Raw genomic sequence first — 25,507 nt, 5'->3', positions numbered from 1 at the left:
TGGTATCATCAACGTGAACGACGAAGTTGAAATCGTAGGTATCAAAGAAACTACGAAGACAACTTGTACGGGTGTTGAAATGTTCCGTAAGCTTCTAGACGAAGGTCGTGCTGGTGAGAACATCGGTGCACTTCTACGTGGTACTAAGCGTGACGAAGTTGAGCGTGGTCAGGTTCTATGTAAGCCTGGTTCAATCAACCCACACACGAAGTTCACTTCAGAAGTATACGTACTATCTAAAGATGAAGGTGGCCGTCATACTCCATTCTTCAAAGGTTACCGTCCACAGTTCTACTTCCGTACAACTGACGTAACAGGTAACGTAGAGTTACCAGAAGGCGTAGAAATGGTAATGCCTGGTGACAACATCAAGATGACTGTTGAGCTAATCGTTCCAATCGCGATGGACGAAGGTCTACGTTTCGCGATCCGTGAAGGTGGCCGTACAGTTGGTGCTGGTGTTGTAGCTACAATCGTAGAATAATCTACAGATTGCAGTAACACTGTGAAAAAGGTCACTTCGGTGGCCTTTTTTAATGCTTGAAATATAGTGCAGCCTATGAAGGTGGCGCACTTTACCTGATAGGTGCTGGTGTTGTAGCAACTATCGTTGAGTAATATCGACTTTAGTTAATGCCACAAAGCATTAAAAAAACCCGAGCTTAGGCTCGGGTTTTTTGTTTTTAGGCTATAAGATTTAGAAGCTTGAGTAGCGGTGAAACTTACTTCAGGCTAGTTCTAAGTTGTAATTCATCCATGAAGCTGGGTTCCATCGCGCATCCATGCGCTCACCTCTTCCTGCTGCGAAGCTTCGTTTCGGTCAGTCATCGCCCTTACGGAAAAGGAATGAGAGTGCTGCGCACTCTGTCATTAAACTTTTGCACTACTCTTGCGCAAAAGGAATGAAGCACTGCGTGCTTGTCATTAAACCTTTGTACATTTTATGTATTAACTTAGGTACTGTTGTTTTCTTGAACCGATTATGCAAACATAGAATTTGCTAACGATTTGTTAGCAAATTGATATTTGATTAAAAGGAAAATTAAAATGACAGCAATCTATAACTTCTTTGCAGCACTGTTTTTAAGTACAGCTCCTGTTAATGAACTGCCAAAAGAACCTGTAATTGAACCTCAAAGCAAGGTATGTATTCCTATGCCGATAGGCGATGAATGGGACTTTGAATGTATTGATCCATATGGCATAGATTAATTAATTCAGCCTTTTTATACCTCTATGTTTCAATTACTTTAACCCTAAATGGAAGTTTAGGGTTTTCTATATAGTGACTAAATTATCCATGAACAATAAGTTCAAAATAATATTTTTTACCCTCCTTTTTGCGTTGCTTGGATCTGCTTTCTTAAAACAAGACTTGATTACAGCGACACTGTTTTCCTCTATTGCAATCTTATTCTTGGTGAGCGGCCCTGAGAAAGAGGAGAATATTTTATGGTTGACTATTTTTAGTATTTTAGCGGTGTCTTTAATTGGGTCGATCATTTTCGCTATTCAGAACAGTTTAGAGCACAACTGGTACTTACCATATGTGTTATCTAGTTTATTGCTTGTGTATTGGGGCCTAATAGGCAGTAAAGAAAATAACGGTGTGGTGCTATTTTTGAAAAATACGCGACCTCTTCAAATAGTTGGTATTGCGTGTTTACTTCTTTACCTTATCGCTGGGCTCTTATCTATGAGTTTAAACAGCGCTGTTGATCATATGAATGGATTAGCGTTTGGACTTGGGCTTTTAGCATCGAATAAGTGGGTTAAGGTAAGGTAAACCTCAGGTAAAGCTAGGAGCAGTTGTTAAAAGAAACCGAACTTCAGAAGTTCGGTTTTGCTTTTGAATAAGTACTATAAAGAGCTTTAAATAAGCTCATTTCTCTATGCGCTCTGTCACTAATCTTTCGCGCTGACTTTCTCTGCGTATTCTTCAGCTTGACGCCATACGCGCATGGTGTTGCCACCTAAGATTTTCTTAATTTGCGCTTCGTTATAGCCGCGGTCTAATAACCCTTGCACTAGATTAGGATAAGTTGATACGTCTTTTAAGCCGATAGGTAGAGAGTCACCTACGCCATCGTAGTCAGAGCCAATACCAACATAATCAATACCGATAAGTTTGACTACATGGTCAATGTGATCAAGTACTTGCTCTAATGTTGCAAACGGGAATGGGTTTTTAGCACGGTAAGCTGCTGCGAAATCAGTGGTTGCTTTACCACTGTCTTCGGCTTCTTTTTTAGCCGCGTTACGTTTGTCGTACCAACCACGCGATGCACTAGTCACAAAGCTTGAACCAAAGTTAATCTGGATAACGCCGCCATTTTTCTTCAGGGCTAACAACATGTCGTCATCCATATTACGCTCAAAGCCTGGCGTGTATTTACGTAATGAAGAGTGTGATGCAATGACAGGCACTTTTGATAGCTCCATAACCTGATAAAACGCATCATCAGAAATGTGTGATACATCGATCAGCATGCCGATATTATTCATCTCTTTTACCAGCTCTTTACCGAATGGGCTTAAGCCTTTCCACTTTCTACGCACGTCATACGATGAATCTGAGATGTGGTTACTCTGCGAATGTGCCAAAGTGATATAGCGTACACCGCGGTCATAGAAGTGCTTTAGGTTCTTCATGTCGCCTTCCATCGGCGAGCCGTTTTCCATACCCATGGCAATCGACATTTTACCCAGTTTAAAATGGGTATAGGCATCTTTATATGAGTAAGCGATGGCAAATTTGTCTGGTGCACGGAACACCAGCGCCTCCATGCCATCAATTAATTGGTTCGCTAATTGGTAGCTTTTACCCTTACCTTCAAACTCTAAGCTGGCAGGAATATAAATCGACATAAATGGTACGTTCAAACCACCTTTTTTCGCACGAGGATAATCGAAGTCACCGCCTTCAGTTGCCTTACTGACATCATCCCATTTGTCGGCGATACGGTAAGGCACATCAATGTGGGTATCGATTAGAATGCTTTGTTTGGCAATACGCTCGGCACGCTCTGATGCGGTGTATTGTTTTTCTGCTGCTGATAAGTGTGCACTGGCAACCGCTAACGCGAGTGCGGCAAGAGTAAAAGTTGCTTTCATGGCTCAGTCTTTTATTGTTTTAAGTGCTTTGATTGTAACAACAATTTCTTCGTCCTGTATATTCTCCGCTTATCCTCTTTTCTGACCACTTATCACATTTCGCAAATTGCCATGGGGTGTTTTCCATATAGTTATACCCAACAGAGGCACACAGCCTAAACAAATTAAAATTTAAGGAAAACAACATGTCTAAATTCAATGCTAAAACAATCCGCCGTACTTTAATTGCAGCTATTTTAGGTTCAGTATCAAGTGCAGCCATTGCAACAGAAAACACTCAAACACTACAAGCAGAAAAGGTAGAAACTGCGGCCAAACTTGAGCTTAAGGAGGGTTTCAATATCAGTATGCAAAGTAATGAAATTGATAATGTTTTTGAAGGCAGTGGCCTAGGCATAAGCTATCAGACTAACTTTGGTAACCTGCTAACAGCACATGATGAGCGTTTAAATCTTTATGGCCGCATGCATTATCAAATAAACCGCAGTGATGAGGATGCTCAGCTTGCTCAGGCTGATATCACTCTGGGTTTGAATTTCGCTCACTCTGACAAGTTGCACGTTTATTTAGAGTCAGCGATGTTACAACAAGAAGTGTCAGGTCAACCACAAAGCTTTACTCGCAGCTATGACGTTACGCGTTTAGGCGCTCGTTACAACTTTAAAAAGAGTTTGGTGCTCAATGCCGCAACAATTCATAGAAATGGCGATCAGAACGAATTAGGGTATCGCATCGCTGTAGAATCAACCAAGAAAGATGCTTACTCAGTAGGTATGGGGTTTAGCAGTGTCGGTGACAATGATTCACTGTTTATTTCAATTTTTTCAAAGTTCTAAGTTGGTAATGAAAACGCGTATGGGTACAATTCATCGCATCGAAACAAGGAGTATTGTACCCATGAAGAAGTATTGGCTGTGCCAGTTAGCTGTTTTCGTTGTAATTTTGGCATTAAATAGCAGTATTTTGGCGACCATAGGTTTTAGTGAATTGACGAGTCAGCAGATAAGCTCCCTTTTTATCAGGGCGCTGCTTACTTCAGGCTTTTTTATCTTGTTTAGCCATTTTGTTATCAGAAATGGCAGTCGATGGTTTGCTCGTAAACGCGGCTTGAAAAGACCGACAATATCACTTTTATTGATAATGAGCTTGGTGGCCGCATCGCTTTATCACCTCTCTTACTTATATGTGGTTCAGCCTTTCACCCCGACAGGTTTGGCTGGTGAAGAAGTTTCTATGCAAGTGCAGGGTAGCAAAATTGACTTTCACGAAAACAAGAGCATCGAGTGGGTCGCCATCTTTATCAAATGTTCAATGTATTGGCTTTGGTCTGGCTGTTATTTGGCCGTGATTGCTAGAAGAGAAAAGCGTATGTTAAAAACGCAGTTAAAAGAGCAGCAACTCGCCAGCTTACAAAATCAGATAAATCCACATTTTCTATTTAATTCGCTGAATACTATTCGCGGTATGATCTACCAAGACCAAGATAAAGCCGCAGAGATCGTCACGCAGCTTTCTGAATTGTTTAGGTATAACCTAACAACAGACTTACGGACACATGTCAGCGTTGAGGATGAATGGCAAATTTGTGAAAACTACCTAGCTATTGAGCAAGTGAGATTTGGTGAGCGGCTCAAAGTACACTTTGATTGTCCACAGAATCTACTTAAAGCAACTTTGCCCAGCATGTCTCTACTTACGCTCGTTGAAAATGCGGTAAAGCATGGTATTGCACATCTTCCTAACGGAGGGGAACTACAGATCCATGTATCAGAGCGTGAAGGTAAAGTGCTGGTACAAGTCATTAATCCTTTTGATGAAAGCAGAGTTAAAAGTGGTACCCAGTTAGGGCTGGCAAATATTCAATCGCGATTAGAGCTTATGTTTGGGCAACAGGCACAACTATTGATTTCACAAGAGCGTCAGGAATTTAAAGCCGTTATGGAGGTGCCCCATGCAGCCTAAAGCAACAATTAAAGTGCTCATCATTGACGATGAGCCTTTGGCGCGTGCAGAGTTACAGCGTTTATTAAAAAAGCATAAGCAAATAGAAGTGCTGGGTGAAGCGCAAAATATTATCGAGGGGAAAGCCTTGGTCGATGATTTGGAGCCAGACGCAATATTTTTAGATATTGAAATGCCGGGTGGGACAGGGCTTGAGCTCGCTGAGCAATTAAAAGGTGAAATTCCTATCGTTTTCTGTACAGCTTATAACGAGTTTGCCGTGGATGCCTTTTCGCTCAATGCAGTAGACTATCTTCTAAAACCCGCAGCCCCAGCGCGGTTAGAAAAAGCCATTGAAAAGCTCACAAGTCTGCTATCAGAAACCGAAAGCACACAGCTTGAAGATGATTTTAAATTAATGGTGAAATTTGCTGACAAAATGAAAATCATCTTGTTGAGAGACATATTACGTTTTGAAAGTGTCGGTAATCATGCGGCAATTTACACCGAATTTGGCAAGTCTTACATTCATAGTTCGCTGAGTAAAATAGAAGCAAAACTTGACCCTGGTGTGTATTTGCGCGCAAGTCGCAGCGAAATAATTCGTTTGGATGCGGTGGTGCATCTAGAGGAGAGTATCAACTATGGGTTAACTGCGACCCTGAGTAATGGCTCAGAAGTCGATATATCTCGCCGCCAAGCTTCTGCGTTGAAAAAACAAATGAGCTTTGCAGCGTTTTAATAAGTGTTTTATTGCGTTAGCTTAGATTGACACTGATTACGCGTAATCAGTGTCATAGCCTTCGGTATATTCTTCACTCTGCATGGCGTTGAATTGGGCTTTTGAGACGATATTGACCGACTCATGGAGTTCAGAGAACACAATTAGGGCTTCACCTGATTTGAGCTGAGCTTTCACTTGCTTCACTTTTGTTTCAGTGTTTACTTCAGCATCACCATAGTCGGTGCCTTCGCGATGTACATAATGTTCAATGAGATTATTAAGCGTATTTGGATCAAGTTGCTGATATGGAATGAGCATCTACTTCTGACCTTTAAGGAGCGATTGAAAATAATGGGGAACGGCTTTTTCAAGCCAAAATTCAGGTTTGAACGGATTCTTACCACCAATAAAGCCGACATGGCCGCCTTTTTTAGACACCGCCAAAGTGACTTGGTCGCTGACCTGCTCGGCTTTAGGCACAGCCTCGAAAGACAGCATAGGATCATCTTCGGCATGGATCAGCAAAGTGGGTGTCGCAATATGCTTTAAGAAAGGCTGAGCACTTGCTTGTGCATAATAATCTTCAGCACCCTCAAAGCCATGTAGTGGCGCTGTTAATTGATTATCAAACTGCCACAAGTCGTTAATATCGGCTAATTCTTGCTTGTTTAACTTTATCGCTTCACCGATCTGTGGGTATTTTCTGGCAGATGACTTTTTTAAACGGTCTAACAAGTATTTTTGATATAAACCAAAACAGCTTTTTCTGATCACCTGACACGAAGAAGAAAGATGATGGGGCGCAGAAACAACCGCAGCACCGCTGAGGTTACTTTGCTTACCTTGTTCACCTAAATATTTGGCAAGTACATTACCACCGAGTGAAAAGCCAACGGCAAATAAAGAGCTTGGGTTTAAACGTGCTTTTAATGTTTGAATTAAAAACTGTAAGTCACCGGTTTCTCCGCTGTGATAAGCGCGCGGCAAACGATTAGGTAAACGTGAGCAGTTTCTAAAGTGCATGAGCACAGTATCAAAGCCTTGCTGAGTGAGGGCTTTTAGCATGCCTTTGGCATAAAAACTATCTAGGTTGCCTTCTAGACCATGTAGCACAATGGCAAGAGGTGAGTCTTTTTTGCCTGTGCGACTCCAGGCTAACTCTAAAAAATCACCGTCGGGTGTAGTCAGTTCTTCATATTCCACATCAACGCGCTGAAAAGGTCTAAAAAAACGGGGCAAGATAGTTTGTGCATGGCGATTCGACATCCACCAAGCACTTTCAAACTGATAACTCATAATTCTTCTTATTTGCATACTCGCAGGCAGTGTAGCAAAGAGTCGTGATGGGTTAAATAAGTAGAACTGTCGAGATAAAGCAGAGAATGGGTGAGAAAGTGCCAAATATTGTACACAATCTTTCTGCTTCAAAAATAAAAAGCACCCGACTAACTAGGTTAGTAAGGTGCTTTGTGCGTCGTGCTTAATTCGTCTCTATCGGGGAACAAATGCCTTTATTTAAAGTGGGTCAAAGGCAAGACCACTAATACTAATCCTCAATAATACTTAATCATTTTGAGGGACTAAAGCTGCCGCTAACTGCGTTGAACATTTATCATTTAGAATAACTAAATAGCAAAATATTCGCCTTGTTCTCGACAAGCTTTCCTTGCCTCAAAATAAATCACTTAATTAAGAGGATTAGTATAAAAACTATTTATTCAGGAGCTTCTGACTCGTTAATCTTCTTCATGAAGTAATAAACGTAGTAAGCGCATAGCACAATCACTGTGCCCAAGATACCAAATGAAAGAAACAACACTGGGTCGCTAAAAAAATCTCTAAAGAATACGTTCATGGCCTTGGCCTCCTAATCACTCGATGAAGTAATCATAGGTGAGGGATGAAGGGCTTGATATGATCGAGATCAAGTTTGTTTTCTGGTCAGCTAGGCTTAGGTTCAGAGCTTGATCTTGATCATGCTTTTTTGCCGCTAAAGGCACTGAAAAAGGCGGTTTTTATCTTGTTCAGATAAATAAAGAGCGAGGTTGTCAGCGCAGCTGTTAACGCTGATTGAACTCGGTAATACGTCTAATAATAAACTTTGCTGTAATTTCTCAAGGGCTAACTCATTTTCGAGTAATTGCTTTCGAATAACCGCATACTCAGTTCGCTGCGAATGGTGTTTTTTTAGGTTTTTTCGGGTTAAGCGGTGTGGGTTTAGTAACTGGGCATCACTGAGCGCAGCGGCATTGTCGAGCGCTGAAAACTGAGTCGGTGTTAGTTGTAGCTTTAGGCTGTCGAGGAATATCAATAATAAACATAGGTTCACGTTTTTTTGCTGCTCGTCTTGTAGCTCGAGCAGCAAAGGTTGCACGCCATTTTTACTATATATATCGCATGCAAATTGCCAAAATGTATCGGGCGTGAGTCTAGACATTAGGCGAGGCTTGCCTCAAATGCAGCTTGCTTCTCTTCCATCTCTTCAAGCGCCATTAATAAGTCTTCTTCTATTTGGTTCACTTTTGGTGTTAATTCAGCTTGTTTGCCAAGCAGCTCGGTAAGCTTCGCTTTGTTTTCATCACTGTACAAATTGTTGTCGCCAAGCTGGTTTTCAACGTCAGATAACTGCTCTGAAAACTTGTCTAGTTGCTTTTCAAGCTTATCGATTTCTTTCTTCAAAGGTTGAACTGACTTTCTGAACTCGGCTTCAAGGCGTTTCACTTCTTTACGGTTACTGCTTGAATGCGCTTTAACTTCGACTTGCTCTTTTTTGCTGTCGGCTTTATTGGCATTCAGTAACCATTGATAGTACTCATCTAAATCATAGCCAAATTGCGATACGCTGCCGTTATCTACCAGATAAAATTCATCGGCGGTATTTTTTAGCATGTGTCTATCGTGCGATACCGTCACCATCGCGCCTTCAAAGCCCTGTAGTGCCATAACGAGGGCATGACGCATTTCTAGATCTAAGTGGTTGGTTGGCTCATCCAGTAATAGTAAGTTTGGCTTTTGGAATACCAACATAGCTAGAACTAAACGGGCTTTTTCGCCGCCAGAAAACGGGGCAACTGGTTCTAAAGCGCGGTCACCGTTAAAGGCAAAGCCACCTAAGAAGTCACGTAGAGACTGCTCCGGTGCATCGGGTGCAAGACGTTGTAAATGTGTCACAGCGCTCGCTTGTAAATCTAATGATTCAAGCTGATGTTGCGCGAAGTAACCTATTTTCAATCCCTGATGCTGAAAGACTTCGCCAGATTGTGGCTGCAATTCGCCTGCAAGTAATTTGATCAGGGTTGATTTACCCGCACCATTGCGACCAAGAAGCGCAATGCGGCTGCCAGGTACTAGATTAAGTTTTATCTGATGCAAGATAGTGATGTCGCCATAGCCTGCTTGCGCGTTATCTAGCGTCATCAATGGGTTGGGTAGTGCACTTGGCTCGGCAAATTCAAAATCGAATGGTGAATCAGCATGTGCCGGGGCAAGCTTTTCCATACGCTCTAGGGCTTTAACACGGCTCTGTGCTTGTTTTGCTTTACTGGCTTTGGCTTTAAAGCGAGTGATGAACTTTTCTAAGTGAGCAATTTGCTCTTGTTGTTTGTCGAACAAGGCTTGTTGCTGCGCCATGCGTTCTGCTTTTTGACGCTCGAACTGAGAGTAATGGCCTTTGTAAACATTAATAAGGTTGCGATCAATGTGCCAAATTTGGTCCACCACCGCATCTAAAAACTCACGGTCGTGAGAGATCAGCACCAGTGTGCCGGTGTACGCACGTAAAAAGCGTTCTAACCAGTAAACTGCATCTAAATCTAAGTGGTTGGTAGGCTCATCGAGTAGTAGTAAATCTGCATCGCGAATAAGTGCTTGAGCAAGGTTTAAGCGCATACGCCAACCACCCGAAAAAGCACTGACTGGGTTATCGATTTGTTCGTTGCTGAACCCTAGACCGTGTAAAAGTTCACCGGCTTTGGCCTCAATGCTGTAGCCTTTTAGGTGTTCAATCTGTTGGTGTATTTGCGCTTGTTTTGCACCGTCATCGCTCGCTTCTGCATCACGCAGTGCAATGCGGCAGGCGTAATATTCAGGATGACCTTGCAGTACATAGTCAAGGGCACTGATCTCAAGCGCCGGGGTTTCTTGTTTTACCGAGGCAATAGACCAATCTTTTGGGAATTGAAACTCACCCGAATCTAACTGTAGTTCGCCTTTTAACAATGCAAACAAAGAGGATTTACCACAGCCGTTGGCGCCGACTAGGCCGACTTTGTGCTCTGGAAAAAGTGTTGCACTGGCGTTTTTAAGTAGGGTTTTGCCACCGCGAAGTAGCTCGATATCTGACAGTTGGATCATAGTGTTACAGCAACAATAAATAATGCGGCTATCATAGCATGAAGTGCTTTGTGGGGCTCAACTCTATCTTCTATTTGAAGGTCGGTATTATTTCTGTAAACAGAGTGAACGTGTTTCGTATAAATCGGGTATTGAGATAGAATAGGGCATAACTTAATCGCGGGTCGAGACGAAGATGAAACAGAAGAAACGCTTTATTGCTGGGGCAGTATGTCCTGAGTGTAATAAGCAAGATGTCATGATGCTATACAAAGAGCATGATGTAGAAAAAGTGGAATGTGTTGAGTGTGGTCATAAGATGACGCAACCAAAAGATGCGGTACAAGCATCAACACGCCAATTTGAGCAAGTAATTGGTGTATTTAAGCCAGAGTAACGCTGGCTTAAACGTATTTATTATTAACCTGGTACTCGGTTAGTAATGCGGCGGTGGTGGCTCTTGATGCTGAGGCATTAACCCACTGTCACCCCCTTCTTTAATTTTTTGTGCTAATAATTCTAATTGTCGCTGCATTTTTGCTAAATGCTTTTGATGGGTGCGAAGCTCATCGTTAAGTGTTTCGATGGTATCGTCCTGAAAAGCAACTTTTGCTTCTAACTCCATCACGCGGTTTTCTAATTCTGTCATTGTGTATCCAAATCGGTAAATATTTCTAGTAAACCACTAGAGCTCTCTGTGGTTAAACTGCGCTCGTTATCAGTAAAAGCAACATCAAATACCACCGCTGATTTTGGGCGGCTTCCTTCTCTTGGCTTCACTAAAAAGGTATCTAGTTGCTGGCCGTCATTCACCCGCCAAAGCGATAATTCGCGATTCGGTGAACCTGTGGCAATGAGCGTTGCACTTTCATTGAAGCGAACGGCGCTAAAGATTTTCTGGCGAGCAATATACTGTAATTGTGATACGAGATCACCTGAAGTGAGTTGCCAGACACTGGCTTTTTTTAAACTGTCGGCGGTAAAGGCATATTGACCACTGGCATCGAGGGCCACTTTGGTGACGCGACTGGGATGATTAAATCGGTGGAGTACTTGCCCAGTTTTAGTGTCCCAAAAATAGGCGGTGTAATCATTACCGCCACTTAACGCGAAATGGCCGTTAGGTGATAGCGCAATGCTATTGATTTTTTCTTGATGACCGAGGAACTCTAAGCGTCTACCGTTGACTAAGTCGAGATGGACGATGACATTATCACTGCGACCATACATTACATAGCGGCCTTGATTGCTAATTGCGATATCGCGGATCGTGGCTGTTTTTATTTGATAATAGCCTTGGTTTTTACCGGTTTGAATATTCCAAACGGCAAATGTATCGTTGGCGGCAGTTACAGCAAAGCTGTTGTCATAGGCGATAGCGAGCGAATGTACTAGGTTTTCGGGATCTGCTGAGTGCTGCCATTGGTATTTTAAGCCATGACTTTGATTGTCCCATAGGCTAACGCCATGCTCGACCGACGAAATCAAAGAGTATCGACCGTCTGCAGAGATAGCGGCTGCAAATGAGCCTCGCACAGCATGCTCTACGGTATGTGACGCTTGTTTTGCTGAAGGAGTACACGCTAACAGCAAGGTACAGAGTATAGTAGTAAGAAAGAGTCGAATACTTTGCATAGTTTAGTTTTTTCCCTTAACGCTCTGTTTCACAAAGGGTACACTTGCGCTCATGTCCATATAATGGCGCTTTTTATTGATAGTAGCGCATCAAAGCCGGAAAGTCGCGTTGTGAAGCTTGGATGACGATAGCCGCATGAGGATTGGCATCGAAGCATATGAATGATAATGTGGATACATAAATTTAACCTTTCAAGTAAAATAGACAAGGCCACAATAAGTGAGCCGGAGAAATAGAATGAAACAGACGATTAAACTGTCTTTAATTGCAGCGTCGGTATTGGCGCTAACAGCGTGTAATCAAAAAGCAGAAGCTGAACAAAAACCAGTAGAAGTAAAACTAGAAACAGAACTACAACAACAAGCTTATGGTATTGGTGCGTCTGTTGGTAATTTCTTACAAAAAGACCTTGCTGATAAAAAAGAGATCGGTGTAGAGCTGGATCAAGAACTTCTAATGCGTGGTTTTAAAGATGCATTAGCGGGTGAAGCAAAATTAGATGAAGCGAAAATTCGTGAAGTATTAACTGCACTTGATACGACGGTTCGAGCTAAGCAAGCTGAAAGAGCAGAAGCGTTAGCAAAAGAAAGCAAAGAAAAAGGCATTCAATACTTAGCTGACAACGCTAAGAAAGAAGGTGTAACAGTGACTGAGTCTGGCCTTCAATATGAAGTGATCACTCAAGGTGACGGTAAAAAGCCAGTTGCAACAGATGTAGTAAAAGTACATTACAAAGGTACTTTAATTGATGGTACTGAGTTCGATAGCTCATACTCACGTAACGAGCCTGCGACATTTGGTCTACAACAAGTAATCAAAGGCTGGACTGAAGGTCTTCAGCTAATGCACGAAGGTTCTAAGTTTAAATTCACGATTCCTTCAGAGCTTGCTTACGGTGAACGTGACCTTGGTAAGATCCCAGCAAACTCAACGCTAGTATTTGAAGTTGAGTTACTTGAGATCCAGCAAGAGAAAAAAGCGGCAGCAGCTGAGTAAGTATGATGAATGAGGTCTTTCAAACCGAAAGGCTTAAAATAGAAAAGGGTTCCATTGGAACCCTTTTTTGTGTCTAAAGTTTATCTTAATTCAGTTCTAATCAGTATGATTCGCGTAGAAGTTTTCGATTAACTCATCTTCTAGTTCAAAGCGTAATTCTAAAATCTCACCCAGCTTAGATAAGTCAGTGTCAAAATCGGCTAACATATTATCTTGGGTTACTTCTGCATACTTGTCATTGAAATCAAGTGCGACATCAGTGGTTTCTGAGATGCGAGGATAAAGCGCATTAGCCAAGGCGACGCTCTTTGGGCCTTTTTCTTTACAGGCCTGTACTATGTTGTCGTACACTTCAAAATGACCAGCGGATAAATAATCCATCATGATCTGACAAAAGCTTTGGATCTGCACTTGGTCAGGTAGTGCATGATCTTTTTTGTCATATGGTGCGAAACCAGCCAATTTACAAAACTGTAATAACAATTCCTGACGCTCAGTTAACCATGCATCGATAACGCTGTGACTACCACCCCATTTCTGTTGGGCTTCTTCAAATCTTGATAACATAGCGAACTCCTTTAGCGTGTTGTTTCCTCTATAAAAAGAAAATCTAGCTCAAAGGTCAACCATTTTTTTCATTATTTGTTCAGGTTTGCTTGTAAGTTGTTGAAATTAATAGGTTAAGAATTTTTGTGGTTGTGGGCATAAAAAAACCACCCGAAGGTGGTTTATCAATAGGTTTAGCAGTTTTTATTATTATTAAAATTTAAAATTATTTTTATTATTAAAGGTGTTTTGTTGTTATTTTTTTAACGCGGAGCAAGTTATACCAAGCTTTTTTTGTTGTTGCAAATAGTTTAACAAGATGTTTTTTAATTTTTTTACTTGTCTTTCCATAAGTGGTTGAAGCATTGGTGATTTAATCTAGATCATGACAATTCACTTTGCTAGGGCGTTTAGATAGAGCCTAAGCATAATTAGTGATACAATTTGCGCAATTTTTTAGGCTTTGGAATCGAGATACGCTATGAGCGAATTGAAAAACGATCGTTATTTACGTGCGTTAATGAAACAACCTGTTGATGTAACGCCAGTATGGATGATGCGTCAGGCTGGACGTTATTTACCAGAGTATCGCGCAACACGTGCGCAAGCTGGTGACTTTATGAGTTTGTGTAAAAACGCAGAATTGGCATGTGAAGTTACTTTACAACCACTTCGTCGTTACCCGTTAGACGCGGCAATTCTGTTCAGCGACATCTTAACTATTCCAGATGCAATGGGTTTAGGTCTGTACTTCGAAACTGGTGAAGGCCCTAAATTTGAACGCCCAATCAGCTCTTTAGCAGATGTTCAAAAGATCCCTAATATCGACCCGACTGACGAGCTTGGCTATGTAATGAACGCAGTAAGCACCATACGTCGTGAGCTGAAAGGTGAAGTGCCACTAATTGGTTTCTCAGGTTCTCCTTGGACGCTAGCTACTTACATGGTTGAAGGTGGTTCGAGCAAAACCTTTGGCAAAATCAAAAAAATGGCTTTTGCTGAGCCAAAAACACTTCACCTATTGCTAGATAAAGTCGCTGATTCAGTAATTGATTACCTAAACGCACAGGTTAAAGCAGGTGCACAATCGCTTATGATCTTTGACTCTTGGGGTGGTGTATTAAGCCCGCGTGATTATAAAGAGTTCTCACTGCAATACATGCACAAGATTGTTGATGGTCTAATTCGTGAAAACGATGGTCGTAAAGTGCCAGTGACGTTATTCACTAAGAATGGCGGCCAATGGATTGAAGCCATTGCTGCAACTGGCTGTGATGCGGTAGGCCTAGACTGGACGATTGATATTGGTGATGCACGTCGTCGTGTTGGTGATAAGGTTGCGCTTCAGGGCAACATGGATCCAGCAATGCTACACGGTACACCTGAGCGTATTCGTGAAGAAGTACAAAACATTCTAGCAAGCTATGGTGAAGGCTCTGGTCACGTATTCAACCTAGGTCATGGTATTACACCAGACGTAGATCCTGAGAACGCAGGTGTATTCATCAACTCAGTACATGAGTTCAGTGGTCAATACCACAAGTAAAAGCTAATGGCATAAGCTTTTAGAATTTGTATTAAAAAAGCCTTAACTTAATCGTTAAGGCTTTTTACTTGTTTAGAACGAGTAAATTGCTACTGGATTAAGCTCACAATCAGCTGGTAAGCCGACTCTTTGTTTTCACATTCTTCAGCATGCAAAATTAATTGCTCACCGAGTAATAAGGTTTGCTTTTTCACTTGCAGACGCGCGCTTTCATCTTCAATACCATCAATATCTACTACATGCGCAAGACCTATGGTTCTGCGAATTAATTCAGTGCCTGCGTAACCTAACGCGTCTTGAATGATTTGCTCTACAAACTGTTGAGCATAACCAGATGCTTGTAGACATAAATCACGGGTATGTTGTGCTGTTAATGTTAGCCAAATACTTTCAAAATCATTTAAACACAGTTGTATTTGGGTCAATAGATAAGACTGCATTTGACGACGCTTAGGGGTTTCTTCAATACGACCATTTTGCGCGCAGTAGTTGAGCAGTAGATTACCGATGAATGAGCCTAAGTCGAAGCCAATTGGACCGAAAAAGCCAAATTCTGGGTCGATTAATTTGGTACTGTTCTGATCGACAAAAATGCTGCCTGTATGTACATCACCATGTAATAAGCTTTGTGGTGCAGAGAAGAATAAGCTTTTCAATTGCGCAACTTGGCGAAGTAATTGAGGGCTTTGTCGTAAACGTTGCACATCGGTTTCTAGTTCGACCGGGTAGTTATTGCGTTCAGACACTCGATATGGGTCATCAAAGAACAAGTCTTCTGTTATTGAACATAGTTCAGGGTTTGTGAACTCTTGAACCAAGGTTTTCTTATCAGCTGGCTTTAAATAAAAATCTGAATAATAAAAGCTGGTCGTTGCTAGATAAGTGGCGACATCTGAACCTAAACGGTTAAACGTTTTTGCTTGGTTTAATTCACCACGCAAAATGGCCATATGGCCCAAGTCTTCAAGCACAGTAACTGCAAGGTCATCGTTGGTGTGCAGTACTTTGGCGGTATGTTGCTCGCACACTAACCCATGCTTTTTTAAAACTGACGCTTCAATACGTGCTCTATCTAGCGTTAACGGCCAAGATTCACCCACACAGCGGGCAAAGGGTAAGGCTTGTTTAAGAATAATGCTGTTGCCATTTTGATCCGCAATACGAAACACTAAATTTAAATTACCGTCGCCAAACTCGTTACAAGTGAGTTGTGCGTTTGGTTCAAAAAACTCGCCAAGCTGCTCGATATAATTCAGGGCTTGAGCGTTATCAAAAGCAATGTAGTCAGCCATACTCTTTTATCAATGTGTGGAACATAATTGTGGCATTCTATATTTTTAAATGTTTAGATGTCTATACTTCTTTGTGTCTTTATGTAAAATTTAGCGGTTATCATTTTGGAGTGACTTACATGCAAAATTTGCTGGCGCGCAGCCTTAAATATCAAGATGGAAAACTATATGTTTTAGATCAGTACCTTCTGCCGCATGAGCAACATTGGCACCTGTGTAATAGTGTGTCTGAGATGCAAGCATTAATTTTGTCGCTAAAAGTGCGCGGCGCACCTTTAATTGGCTTAGCTGCAACTTTGTTGGTGGCGCATCTTGCTGAGCAAGGTATGAGCCAAGCTGATTTAGCCCAAGCGATCGATGAGTTAGAAGCCACCCGACCGACTGCTGTTAACTTAATGCACTGTATGAAACAGATGCGTGAAGCCCTCAAGCAAACAGCGTTTGCCGATGCGTTAGTCACAGCGGCTGAGCGTTTATTCAATGAAGATGTTGCGCTATGTGGTGCAATGGCGAAACTGGGCGCTGAACTTGTGAAACCCGGTGAGCAGATTTTAACCCATTGTAATACCGGTGCGTTGGCCACCGCTGGTGTGGGTACGGCGCTTGGGGTGATCTATCACGCGCATCAACAGCATGGTGATATTCATGTCTGGGTAGATGAAACCAGACCATTATTACAAGGCGGACGTTTAACCGCGTTTGAGCTTGAAAGCTGGCAAATTCCATACACTTTAATTTGTGACAATATGGCAGCGAGCCTAATGGCGGCAGGCAAGGTAGATAAAATCTTTGTTGGTGCCGATCGCATTGCTGCAAACGGTGACTTTGCCAATAAAGTGGGGACTTACAACTTGGCGGTATTAGCGCATTTCCATGGTGTTGAGTTTTATGTCGTTGCGCCTACAACCACCCTAGATGTTGATTGCCCTGATGGTCAGCATATCCCTATTGAGCAACGTGCAGCGGCAGAGGTAACAGGGGTCAGTGGTAGCTTTGGAGATTGCCAGTGGGCGCCAAACAATGCGCAAGTATTTAACCCTGCATTTGATGTGACCCCTGCAAAGCTCGTGACAGGTTGGGTGCTCAATACTGGCGTCTATGATCAAGCCCAAGTAGCAGCAGGTGCGTTGAAGAATTTATAAATTTCGATAAAAACAGCGTAATAAAGTGAAAAAAGAGAGCGATGCGATCAACACCAGCGCTCTTTTTTTATTTATTTCAGAGGAAGAGTTTAATCTAAAATAGGAAATTGCGTGGCAATGTCGCTGTCAGTACTTTGTGCAACCCAACCCGCTTCGTTATTGAAAAAGCGAATGGCGGTAAACTCTGGGTCGCTACCCATATCAAACCAATGTTGAGTGTTTGCTGGTACAGAAATTAAATCACCTTGCTGGCATAGCACTTGATAAACGCGCTCGTTTAAATGCAAACAAAATAGCCCCTGACCTTTTACAAAGAAGCGCACTTCATCTTCGCTGTGAGTATGCTCGAATAAAAACTTTTGTCTTAATTCGGCGGCATTTGGGTTGCCTTTGGCTAACGAGATAACGTCGACGGTTTGGTAGCCACCATCTTGTTGTACGCGGGCAATGTCATCCGCGTAGGCTGAAATAATATCTTCTTGTGTACTTTCGGCTGCAATTTCGGCATTTGCTTGCCATTGCTCAAATAACACGCCAGCTTTGTTTAGCTCGGTTTGAATGGCTTTAAAGTCTGCGCTTTGGAAGATTGCTTGCGCAGGCTCATCATGACGGTAGATAGTTAAATTGCTCATACAAATAACGCTTCATTAAATTGTGTAAAATCTTCGATAAATGGGTGTGTTTCGCTACGGGCTTGGTCATCGCGCCACAGCTGTAAGGTATGCATACCTGCGGCTTTGGCTGCGTCTAACTCTGCTAACACATCGCTTAAAAATACCACTTCATTGGCCGCAAAAGGGATCTGCGCCAAGATATTTTTATAAGATGCTTGTTCTTTTTTACCACCGACTTTAGTGTCGTAATAGCTACTGAATAACTGACGAATATCGCCAAAATCAGAGTATTCAAATAACAAATGCTGTGCTTTTACTGAACCCGAAGAATACACATACAACTCGCGCCCAGCGGCTTTTTGCTCAGCAAGAAATTTTTGTGCATCAGGATAAATGTGGCCGGTAAAGTCACCTTGTTGGTAACCCGTTTGCCATATCAAACCTTGTAGTTGTTTGAGTGGCGTGATTTTTTTATCTTCGGCTATCCAGCCAAGTAGTGCATCAATGACTGTACTCAATGGCGCGTCAGGCTGTGCGATTTCGGTTTTTACCGCCTGTATTTGCTCAGCGACTTCTGGTTTGTCTTGGTTTTGCTCGACAAATTGCGCAAGGTGTTGAGCGGCATACGGGAACAGAATGTCTTTCACAAATGAGATACGAGTAATGGTGCCTTCAATATCGGTGATGATGGCTTTGATCATTAAGCTGACTCCAATTTAATGCGTTCTAATTCACAGGCGAATAAAAATTCTAGCCCTTCAATATGGCGACGGGTTTCTGCCACACTGTTACCCATGGCATATAAACCATGACCGCGGATCAACACGCCATGGACTACAGGCTCAGATTGATGGCGCTGTGCAACAAGCTCCGCCAGTCTGTCGATGTCTTGGTCATTGTCGAAAATGGCAATCTTTAATGCGTCTTCATGGCTGCTAATGCCGCGTAACGATTTTTGCATCTCATAGCCTTGTATAGACAAGGTGTCACCTTTAATAAAGCGTGATAGCACAGTTGCGGCGACTGAGTGAGTATGTAGTACACATTCAGTATCAGGCTGAAGTTGATACAGCTTTAAATGCAGTGCTGTTTCAGCTGAAGGCTTACCACTACCTGCGGTGATTTCGCCTTGTTGATTAAGTTCTAAGAAATGCTCAGGTGCTAAGTGGCCTTTATCGTAACCACTGGCAGTCACAACAAAGCCCGTTTCTGTTTTAATTGAGAAGTTTCCACCTGTCGCGGGTACCCAGCCTTTTTGACTTACCCAACGACCCGCTTCTATCAGTGCGCTTTTTGCGGCATTATTCTGCATAATAAAGAATCTCAAAAATAATTTTAGACGGCTATACATCTATTTTTGGCAATGATAGCATCGCTCGTGCGAAAGCACCATCAACAAAAAAGGGGCCCTTGTGCAAAGTAAATTACCTAATTTAGGCGTGAGTATATTCTCGCAAATGACTGGTTTGGCAAATCAGTATCAAGCATTTAATTTATCTCAGGGTTTTCCTGAATTTGATGCACCAACGCTGCTAAAAGAGCGATTGGCACATTACAGCCAAAGTGGTTTTAATCAATACGCGCCATCGAGTGGTGTCCCTGCTTTACAACAGCAAATCGCGCAATTGGTTGAGCGCAAGTATGGCCTGACGGTGAATGCAGAGCATTCTGTTACGGTGACATCGGGTGCAACCGAGGCTTTATATGTGGCTATTCAGGCATTAGTTAGTCCTGTAGATGAAGTGATTGTATTTGACCCAGCTTACGACTCTTATAAGCCAGCAATTGAGTTAGCAGGCGGTAAAACCGTGCATATCTCGCTAACCGCGCCAGATTATAAAATTGACTGGCAGCAAGTGGCTGAGGCAATTACAGATAAAACCAAAGCCATTATTATCAACTCGCCCCACAACCCAAGCACTAAGACGTTAAAGCAAGCAGATATTGAGGCGTTAAAACATTTACTTGAACAGCATGACTTATATTTGATCAGCGATGAAGTGTACGAGCACATTTGCTTTGATGGGCAAGCGCATTTAAGTGCTTTACGTGATGAGCGTTTATTTGCCCGCAGTTTTGTGGTGTCGAGTTTTGGTAAAACATTCCATTGTACAGGTTGGAAGATGGGGTACTGTGTTGCGCCTGCTGCATTGATGACGGAATTTCGTAAAATCCATCAGTATGTCAACTTCTCGAGTTTCACGCCAGCACAGTTGGCTATCGCCGATGCGATGGCCGAGCAGCCTGAGCACATTGACGAGTTAAGCGCGTTCTATCAGCAAAAGCGCGACCTGTTAATCGAAGCGCTTGCACCGAGTCGCTTTAAAATTTTGCCAAGCGAAGGCACTTATTTCTTACTTCTCGACTATAGCGATATTTCAGAATTAAACGATGTGGCGTTTTGCGAATACCTTGTCAAAGACGTGGGCGTTGCTGCCATTCCGTTAAGTGTATTCTATAACCAAGCACCAAACGACAAAGTGATCCGTTTGTGTTTTGCTAAAGAAGACTCAACCCTGATTGCAGCTGCGGAGAAGTTATGTCAGCTATAAACTCAGAAAATTTAAAAGTTGCCTTAGTACAAAGCGATATTGCCTGGTTACAGCCGCAGCAAAATCTAGACAACCTAACGATGCAATTACAGCACATTGAGTCGGTTGATTTAATTCTCTTACCTGAAACGTTTGCCACAGGGTTTGCGATTAACCTAGATGTTGCAGAAGCTGAGCAAGGGCCAGTTTTTAACTGGATGCAAACGCAAGCGGCTGCGCATAATGTAGTGGTTGCGGGTTCTGTACTGGTTGAGCAACAGGGCAAGAAAGCCAATCGTTTTTATTGGTGCTGGCCTGATGGCAGCTTTGAATTTTATGATAAGCGCCATTTATTTTGCTTAGGCAAAGAAGGTGACTTTGTGCGAGCAGGCGATTCTCGTAAAGTTTTCACCATTAAAGGTTTTAGATTGTTGCCGCAAATTTGTTATGACTTACGCTTCCCGGTATTTCAACGTAATCGCAACGACTATGATGTGATGGTCAATGTTGCTAACTGGCCAGCAGCACGTCGCCGCATTTGGGATACCTTGTTACAAGCGCGCGCCATTGAAAACCAATGTTACGTGTTAGCCAGTAATCGCGTAGGTGAGGATGGTAATGGCATTGCGCATAATGGTGGTACGGCTGCCTATGATTTTGTTGGTGAGCCTTTGGCTCAGAGTGAAGATAACAAGCCTGGAGTTGTGATCACCGAACTTAACAAAGAGAAACTTGAGCAATTTAGAAAAAGCTTTCCAGCCCATCTAGATGCGGATGATTTTTCGATTAATTTTTAGATATTAACGATTAGATAAATAAAAATGGGCGCGTAAATACGTGCCCATTTTTGTTACTCATGCTTTTTGCTTCAATAGCGCATTACAGTTTTTCTAAGATAGATTCCGCTTTTGATACTTCAAATTCACCTGCCGCTTCTACTGCAAGCTCAGTAACCACGCCATTTTCAATGATCATGGCATAACGCTGTGAGCGCACACCGCCAAAACTGCCTGTTTCTTTATCTAGACCAATGGCTTTAGTGAATGCCGCATCGCCATCACCTAGCATCATTAACTCGCTAGCATTATGTGCTTCGCCCCAGGCTTTCATTACGAATGCATCGTTAACAGACACACAAGCAATAATATCAACGCCTTTTGCTTTGATTTGATCAGCAAGTACCACATAGCCAGGTAGGTGAGCCGCTGAACACGTTGGTGTGAAAGCGCCTGGCACGGCAAATAAAACCACTTTTTTATCTGCAAATAACTCAGTCACTTGGTGGTTTTGCATGCCTTCAGCAGTCAGTTCTGTTAACACAACATTAGGTAGAGCTTGGCCTTGTTCGATCATGATAGTTTCTCTCAATGTAATTAATTTTAAAGAGTGTAGCTTTAAAATTAATAGATAAACACCGAGAAAGAGTAAGGTTTATTTGGTGTTTAATTAATGTAAATAAAGTGTTTATTTTTGTTTTTCTTGGTGGTAGGTTATTCCTTGCTCATTATTGAGTGAAATTAAAATATTAATAAGGATAATTAAGATGAAAAAACTAATCGCTTTGATGGCGCTTGTAGTAGGCCTATTCTCAACAAATACCTTCGCTAACTCTGTTTCTTGCTATGTAGATACAATGAAGTACGATAACTATACGCAAAACCGTTGTTGGGGAGCTGAGTCAAACCCGCAGTTCTCACCTAAAGTTGCGTTTAAAGTGAATACTTCAAAAGAAGTAGCACGTGTTGAATGGACGTTCAGTGGTATTTATGATCGTTCAAGTGCGAGTAAGTGCTCAGGCACGACTTGTGTCGTTGACGTTTATCAAATTGAAGAAGGCTACATGAAGGCATGTGTAGATAAGATCTATTATAAAGATTACACATGGGCTGATGTAAACTGGTGTGCGACGGCTGATTATATGTATTCACGCTCAGGCGTGTGGAACTAATACGTTTCTCAGACGACGAAAAATCAAGTGCCATAGTTATGGCACTTGTATTAGGACTACAACTTATTTAATGCATTCACCATAGCTTCTGCGACAGCCTTAGATGACTGAAAATTAGTACCTGTTATTATTCTTCCATCGATTTCAACATAAGACTGATTGCGTTCACCATATTTGAATGCGCCACCTCTTTGCTTTATGAGCGTTTCGATTTCAAATGGAAACTCTTGATAATAAGCGGCATCAGTTCTTTCAAAAGCAATAGGGTAACCGCTGATGGTTTTACCTGACACTAAATACTCGCCGTTACTCAATTTTAAATTCACAATACCTGCAGTACCATGACACACCGATGACACTATGCCCTGGTTTTGTTCGTATACCTGCATTGAAATTTCTTGAAGTGCTTTATTCTCAGCGACTTGATACATGGCATTACCACCACCAACATAGTGCACGGCTAAATACTGACTGGCATCGATTTGCTCTGGCTTTGAAGTGTTAGCCAACGCATACATAAAGTCTCGGTCATAGATATATGTGCGATGCATAGGATCTGAGGTATTGATATAAGCAAGTGGCAGCTGACCGCCTTTTGGGGTTACGAAGTCGACATGATAACCAGCCTTGATAAACACATCGTAGGCATGAACTAGCTCTGAAAAGCTGGTGCCTGTTGCTAGATTTGAATTACCATGAAAGTCTGCACTTGAGGCAATAAACAGAACGCGCTTACCCGCTGCAAGCTTGAGTTGCTTTTTGTTTTCCTCCGCTTCAATTTGGCTGGCTGTTTTACTGACGATTAGCCATTTGTCATCAAATCGTTTTAATAAGAACTGATCAATATACTGTTTTACTGGCTTGTCAGTGGTGATTTTGGCTCTAGCGACCGCTGTATCACCGTCTACTTTTAGCGATAATAAATGACCAGTTCTAGACTTTGATTTTTCACTAAACCAACTCGCGTATTCAGACGCTGATACTTGCCAAAAAGGTTTTTTACTGTGGTTAAGTAGTAGCTGTGCCTGCGGGTGGAAAGCCGATTTTATTAATGTTGGATCCGCGTTACTTGTACCGTCAAGATAGTTTTGAATAACCTGTTTTACCGCTAAGTTGTCTGCTAGGCGATTATTAGCCCAACCAATAGTCGGGCTTAAAAAGGTGGTGATTAAAATTAGATATAGCCATTTCATCTTTGTGCTCCATAAGTAATGTCTGCACAAAGTTAAATTATATTTATATATAACAATAAGCTAGGTTATATTTTAAGAGTCCAACCTTATATTTCAGTAGTTCGATATTGGTTTGGTGTCATACCCGTTTGTTGCTTGAAGGTACTATAAAACGTGGATGACGCGCTGAACCCACATCGCTCTGCTACTTCTTCTACAGGCATATCAGGATAAGCTTTCAAGCTTTCTTTTGCTTTGGTTATGCGTTGTGTATTAATGAACTGCTTAAAGTTCATTTGGTAGTGATCGTTGAGTAATTGAGAGAGCTGTGTGTGAGTGATGCCCATGCGCTTTGCAAGTCGCGGCAGAGTTAGTTGCGGGTCTAAATAAACCAACTCAGTCGCAATTAAATTATTTAGCAAGCTTGAGAAGCGGGTAGTTTGTTCAGTGCTGAGCTTATTATTTTGATACTTGTTTTGCGTGGTCGAAGTCTTCTCCTGCCATTTAGATTTAAGTGCCAATAGTAGAGTAAGATATAACACCAGTGAAAAGCTTAATGCTCCCATAATGTAAGAAGTATAAGAGGCGGTGAAATAGGCTGTCCAAATTAGCCAACTACCCGCTAATACGACAACAGGTTGTTGCGTTAATAAGTGCTTTGATAACGCTAATTTGTGGGTGTTTTTTCGAGCGTACATGACAGACGCTACGACTAAACTAATCAGCCATAAGTAACTCGAACCGCGGTAGATCCAATATTGCCATAGTTCTAGATATTCTTGATAAGGGAAGAGTATGCCAGTGATCACTGTTGCGATAGTAAAGCAGCCTAATGTTATTGTGAGTCGCTTCATTGATAAGTTTTTTAAGGTCGATTGTGCAACATAAGCAAGGATACAAGGGCCAATCAGCAAGCAAGCAGTCAACCCTAGCTGTAAAATGCTTTTATCCAACGTAGGTGTGAAGTAAAACGCCACCGACTTACCAATTCTAACACTCAGTAAAATCAGCAATATAGCCAACCAATTATCAGTCGCTTGCTTATCTTTCTTTAAAAGTAGAAACAGCGCTAACAACAGGCCATTGAATGCGCCCAGTGAGGAGAAGAAAAATAACAGGTGTGAAGAAACGCTCATACTATATTGGCTGTGTTTTTCTTTACTATCCCAAATCGTTTTAGTAAGTGCAATTTAAAGTATGTAAGCGTTTCTTTAAAGTCGTATAAAAACTAACGGCTTTGACGCGAAAGTTTTGGCTCAATGATAAGTAGCACTAAGCCAGCTATAGTGCTCAGTAAGCCGAAGAATTGCATTAGTACATTGCCCAGGCGGGTCTGCTCTCTCTCTGAAGTAACAACCTGTCTATACAGTCTTCTGTTATCGCCATCTGAAGTTGTAAATAGTACTCCTTGATAGGTATAGGTGAGTATGATCTTGATAGATTCTCTTTGACGTATTTCTCGCTTTTTAATTTCTCTTTGTTCAGGAGTGTCAGTAAATTGATGCCAGACAGAGAAAATATCTTCAGGCTCGCCTGTTAATACAACGCCTTCAGAGCGATATTCATATAAACGTTCTGGTAAGAGTACTTTTTGAAAGCCGACATAAAAGACTGCAGAACCTAGGGCAATCAATAGCATGGCGCTATAAAGTAATCTGCGCTGCTTATGCTCAGAGGTAACTTGCTGTGAGGCGTACCAGCTATCTAGATCGGGGATCTGTCTTAGTGACGCCATATTGCCTTTGTCTTTTAAACCCGACATAAATGCATCGACATCCATTGATAGCGCACTGAGCAATTGCCTAAAAACCTCATTAGAGGGAGTAGATTTATCATTCTCAAGTTTTGATAAATAACTTTGCTCTACCTGCATACGTTCAGCAAACTGCGGTTGGCTTAATTCCATATCTGTACGCAGCTGTTTGATATATTGTCCGAGTGTCATAACCGATTCCTGTTGTTGTGGCAATTGA

General features: G+C 42.0%; 30 protein-coding genes. 13 read left to right on the top strand and 17 right to left on the bottom strand.

The genetic code is table 11. The features are described from left to right. The 3 genes from AAEU28_RS20175 to AAEU28_RS20165 form a co-directional block, all read left to right on the top strand. The coding region (locus AAEU28_RS20175) for an EF-Tu/IF-2/RF-3 family GTPase (RefSeq protein WP_421965697.1) at positions 1-484 on the top strand (484 nt) is incomplete at its 5' end. Positions 485-1,047: 563 nt separating this feature from the next. Continuing rightward, entirely contained in the window at positions 1,048-1,212 is a 165-nt protein-coding gene (locus tag AAEU28_RS20170; RefSeq protein WP_421965696.1) for a hypothetical protein, read from the top strand. Positions 1,213-1,285: 73 nt separating this feature from the next. Continuing rightward, positions 1,286-1,786: a hypothetical protein gene (locus AAEU28_RS20165; protein ID WP_421965695.1), complete on the top strand. Its 501-nt coding sequence runs from the start codon at positions 1,286-1,288 to the stop codon at positions 1,784-1,786. 119 nt (positions 1,787-1,905) lie between these two features. Here the strand turns inward: AAEU28_RS20165 and AAEU28_RS20160 are convergent, their stop codons facing one another. Continuing rightward, complete coding sequence (locus tag AAEU28_RS20160; RefSeq protein ID WP_421965694.1) at positions 1,906-3,114, bottom strand: dipeptidase; 1,209 nt, start codon at positions 3,112-3,114, stop codon at positions 1,906-1,908. Between the two features lie 185 nt (positions 3,115-3,299). On the opposite strand from AAEU28_RS20160, the gene AAEU28_RS20155 reads away from it, so the two are divergent. The 3 genes from AAEU28_RS20155 to AAEU28_RS20145 all read left to right on the top strand — a co-directional run bounded on the left by AAEU28_RS20155 (position 3,300) and on the right by AAEU28_RS20145 (position 5,797). Continuing rightward, positions 3,300-3,950, top strand: coding sequence for a hypothetical protein (locus AAEU28_RS20155; RefSeq protein ID WP_421965693.1), 651 nt, complete (start codon positions 3,300-3,302; stop codon positions 3,948-3,950). A 61-nt stretch (positions 3,951-4,011) separates the two neighbouring features. Then, on the top strand, positions 4,012-5,076 hold the full coding sequence (locus AAEU28_RS20150; RefSeq protein ID WP_421965692.1) for a sensor histidine kinase: 1,065 nt from the start codon (positions 4,012-4,014) through the stop codon (positions 5,074-5,076). Then, the gene (locus tag AAEU28_RS20145) at positions 5,066-5,797 is read left to right on the top strand and encodes a LytR/AlgR family response regulator transcription factor (RefSeq protein ID WP_421965691.1); all 732 of its coding nucleotides are present in this window, start codon (positions 5,066-5,068) and stop codon (positions 5,795-5,797) included. The genes AAEU28_RS20150 and AAEU28_RS20145 overlap by 11 nt, the downstream gene beginning before the upstream one ends. Positions 5,798-5,833: 36 nt before the next feature. Here the strand turns inward: AAEU28_RS20145 and AAEU28_RS20140 are convergent, their stop codons facing one another. From AAEU28_RS20140 to AAEU28_RS20120, 5 genes are all read right to left on the bottom strand, one after another. Further along, complete coding sequence (locus tag AAEU28_RS20140) at positions 5,834-6,097, bottom strand: YheU family protein (RefSeq protein ID WP_421965690.1); 264 nt, start codon at positions 6,095-6,097, stop codon at positions 5,834-5,836. Then, positions 6,098-7,075: a hydrolase gene (locus AAEU28_RS20135; protein WP_421965700.1), complete on the bottom strand. Its 978-nt coding sequence runs from the start codon at positions 7,073-7,075 to the stop codon at positions 6,098-6,100. Positions 7,076-7,493: 418 nt separating this feature from the next. After that, a complete protein-coding gene (locus AAEU28_RS20130) occupies positions 7,494-7,634 on the bottom strand; it encodes a DUF3149 domain-containing protein (RefSeq protein WP_083496476.1) in 141 nt (46 codons plus the stop codon). 135 nt (positions 7,635-7,769) lie between these two features. Further along, positions 7,770-8,216: a TIGR02444 family protein gene (locus AAEU28_RS20125; protein WP_421965689.1), complete on the bottom strand. Its 447-nt coding sequence runs from the start codon at positions 8,214-8,216 to the stop codon at positions 7,770-7,772. Then, on the bottom strand, positions 8,216-10,132 hold the full coding sequence (locus tag AAEU28_RS20120; protein WP_421965688.1) for an ATP-binding cassette domain-containing protein: 1,917 nt from the start codon (positions 10,130-10,132) through the stop codon (positions 8,216-8,218). Before AAEU28_RS20120 ends, AAEU28_RS20125 begins: the two co-directional genes overlap by 1 nt. 175 nt (positions 10,133-10,307) lie before the next feature. Here AAEU28_RS20120 and AAEU28_RS20115 point away from each other — a divergent pair, with 175 nt between their 5' ends. Next, positions 10,308-10,508 carry a YheV family putative zinc ribbon protein gene (locus AAEU28_RS20115; RefSeq protein ID WP_058028474.1) on the top strand — a complete coding sequence of 67 codons (201 nt, stop codon included), beginning with the start codon at positions 10,308-10,310 and terminating at the stop codon, positions 10,506-10,508. A 39-nt stretch (positions 10,509-10,547) separates the two neighbouring features. Here AAEU28_RS20115 and AAEU28_RS20110 read toward each other — a convergent pair whose 3' ends face one another. Together AAEU28_RS20110 and AAEU28_RS20105 are read right to left on the bottom strand one after the other, a co-directional pair. Next, entirely contained in the window at positions 10,548-10,760 is a 213-nt protein-coding gene (locus tag AAEU28_RS20110; protein WP_421965687.1) for a SlyX family protein, read from the bottom strand. Beyond that, the gene (locus AAEU28_RS20105) at positions 10,757-11,746 is read right to left on the bottom strand and encodes a WD40 repeat domain-containing protein (RefSeq protein ID WP_421965686.1); all 990 of its coding nucleotides are present in this window, start codon (positions 11,744-11,746) and stop codon (positions 10,757-10,759) included. Before AAEU28_RS20105 ends, AAEU28_RS20110 begins: the two co-directional genes overlap by 4 nt. A 238-nt stretch (positions 11,747-11,984) precedes the next feature. Between AAEU28_RS20105 and fkpA the strand changes: the two genes are divergently transcribed. Then, positions 11,985-12,743 (top strand): FKBP-type peptidyl-prolyl cis-trans isomerase, encoded by a 759-nt coding sequence (gene fkpA, locus AAEU28_RS20100; protein WP_421965685.1) that lies wholly within the window; start codon positions 11,985-11,987, stop codon positions 12,741-12,743. Between the two features lie 96 nt (positions 12,744-12,839). Here fkpA and rsd read toward each other — a convergent pair whose 3' ends face one another. Then, a complete protein-coding gene (gene rsd / locus AAEU28_RS20095) occupies positions 12,840-13,310 on the bottom strand; it encodes a sigma D regulator (protein ID WP_421965684.1) in 471 nt (156 codons plus the stop codon). A gap of 460 nt (positions 13,311-13,770) precedes the next feature. Between rsd and hemE the strand changes: the two genes are divergently transcribed. Then, positions 13,771-14,835, top strand: coding sequence for a uroporphyrinogen decarboxylase (gene hemE, locus AAEU28_RS20090; protein WP_058028479.1), 1,065 nt, complete (start codon positions 13,771-13,773; stop codon positions 14,833-14,835). Between the two features lie 89 nt (positions 14,836-14,924). Here hemE and mtnK read toward each other — a convergent pair whose 3' ends face one another. Then, positions 14,925-16,127, bottom strand: coding sequence for an S-methyl-5-thioribose kinase (gene mtnK / locus AAEU28_RS20085; RefSeq protein WP_421965683.1), 1,203 nt, complete (start codon positions 16,125-16,127; stop codon positions 14,925-14,927). A 119-nt stretch (positions 16,128-16,246) separates the two neighbouring features. Between mtnK and mtnA the strand changes: the two genes are divergently transcribed. Next, positions 16,247-17,269 carry an S-methyl-5-thioribose-1-phosphate isomerase gene (mtnA, locus tag AAEU28_RS20080; RefSeq protein ID WP_421965682.1) on the top strand — a complete coding sequence of 341 codons (1,023 nt, stop codon included), beginning with the start codon at positions 16,247-16,249 and terminating at the stop codon, positions 17,267-17,269. An 89-nt stretch (positions 17,270-17,358) separates the two neighbouring features. On the opposite strand, the gene AAEU28_RS20075 is transcribed toward mtnA, so the two are convergent. Genes AAEU28_RS20075 through AAEU28_RS20065 form a run of 3 tightly spaced genes read right to left on the bottom strand, consistent with a single transcriptional unit; the run spans position 17,359 to position 19,195 of the window. Further along, positions 17,359-17,901 carry a 1,2-dihydroxy-3-keto-5-methylthiopentene dioxygenase gene (locus AAEU28_RS20075; protein WP_421965681.1) on the bottom strand — a complete coding sequence of 181 codons (543 nt, stop codon included), beginning with the start codon at positions 17,899-17,901 and terminating at the stop codon, positions 17,359-17,361. After that, positions 17,898-18,584 (bottom strand): acireductone synthase, encoded by a 687-nt coding sequence (gene mtnC / locus AAEU28_RS20070; protein WP_421965680.1) that lies wholly within the window; start codon positions 18,582-18,584, stop codon positions 17,898-17,900. The genes AAEU28_RS20075 and mtnC overlap by 4 nt, the downstream gene beginning before the upstream one ends. Then, entirely contained in the window at positions 18,584-19,195 is a 612-nt protein-coding gene (locus AAEU28_RS20065) for a methylthioribulose 1-phosphate dehydratase (RefSeq protein WP_421965679.1), read from the bottom strand. The genes mtnC and AAEU28_RS20065 overlap by 1 nt, the downstream gene beginning before the upstream one ends. 145 nt (positions 19,196-19,340) lie before the next feature. Between AAEU28_RS20065 and AAEU28_RS20060 the strand changes: the two genes are divergently transcribed. Together AAEU28_RS20060 and AAEU28_RS20055 are read left to right on the top strand one after the other, a co-directional pair. Continuing rightward, a complete protein-coding gene (locus tag AAEU28_RS20060; RefSeq protein ID WP_421965699.1) occupies positions 19,341-20,435 on the top strand; it encodes a methionine aminotransferase in 1,095 nt (364 codons plus the stop codon). Continuing rightward, positions 20,423-21,211 (top strand): amidohydrolase, encoded by a 789-nt coding sequence (locus AAEU28_RS20055; RefSeq protein ID WP_421965678.1) that lies wholly within the window; start codon positions 20,423-20,425, stop codon positions 21,209-21,211. Before AAEU28_RS20060 ends, AAEU28_RS20055 begins: the two co-directional genes overlap by 13 nt. Before the next feature lie 82 nt (positions 21,212-21,293). Here the strand turns inward: AAEU28_RS20055 and AAEU28_RS20050 are convergent, their stop codons facing one another. Continuing rightward, the gene (locus AAEU28_RS20050; RefSeq protein ID WP_421965677.1) at positions 21,294-21,767 is read right to left on the bottom strand and encodes a peroxiredoxin; all 474 of its coding nucleotides are present in this window, start codon (positions 21,765-21,767) and stop codon (positions 21,294-21,296) included. Between the two features lie 190 nt (positions 21,768-21,957). Between AAEU28_RS20050 and AAEU28_RS20045 the strand changes: the two genes are divergently transcribed. Further along, entirely contained in the window at positions 21,958-22,362 is a 405-nt protein-coding gene (locus AAEU28_RS20045) for a hypothetical protein (RefSeq protein ID WP_421965676.1), read from the top strand. A gap of 56 nt (positions 22,363-22,418) precedes the next feature. On the opposite strand, the gene AAEU28_RS20040 is transcribed toward AAEU28_RS20045, so the two are convergent. From AAEU28_RS20040 to AAEU28_RS20030, 3 genes are all read right to left on the bottom strand, one after another. Then, complete coding sequence (locus AAEU28_RS20040) at positions 22,419-23,555, bottom strand: nuclear transport factor 2 family protein (protein ID WP_421965675.1); 1,137 nt, start codon at positions 23,553-23,555, stop codon at positions 22,419-22,421. Between the two features lie 86 nt (positions 23,556-23,641). Then, the gene (locus tag AAEU28_RS20035; protein ID WP_421965674.1) at positions 23,642-24,670 is read right to left on the bottom strand and encodes a helix-turn-helix domain-containing protein; all 1,029 of its coding nucleotides are present in this window, start codon (positions 24,668-24,670) and stop codon (positions 23,642-23,644) included. 92 nt (positions 24,671-24,762) lie between these two features. Beyond that, a complete protein-coding gene (locus AAEU28_RS20030; RefSeq protein WP_421965673.1) occupies positions 24,763-25,479 on the bottom strand; it encodes a helix-turn-helix domain-containing protein in 717 nt (238 codons plus the stop codon). Positions 25,480-25,507: the final 28 nt, after the last annotated feature.

This window comes from Pseudoalteromonas sp. SS15 (assembly GCF_049257195.1).
Taxonomy (GTDB): Bacteria; Pseudomonadota; Gammaproteobacteria; order Enterobacterales; family Alteromonadaceae; genus Pseudoalteromonas.
Note: the sequence above shows the minus strand (reverse complement) of the source record. Positions and strands in the feature narration are given on the sequence as shown.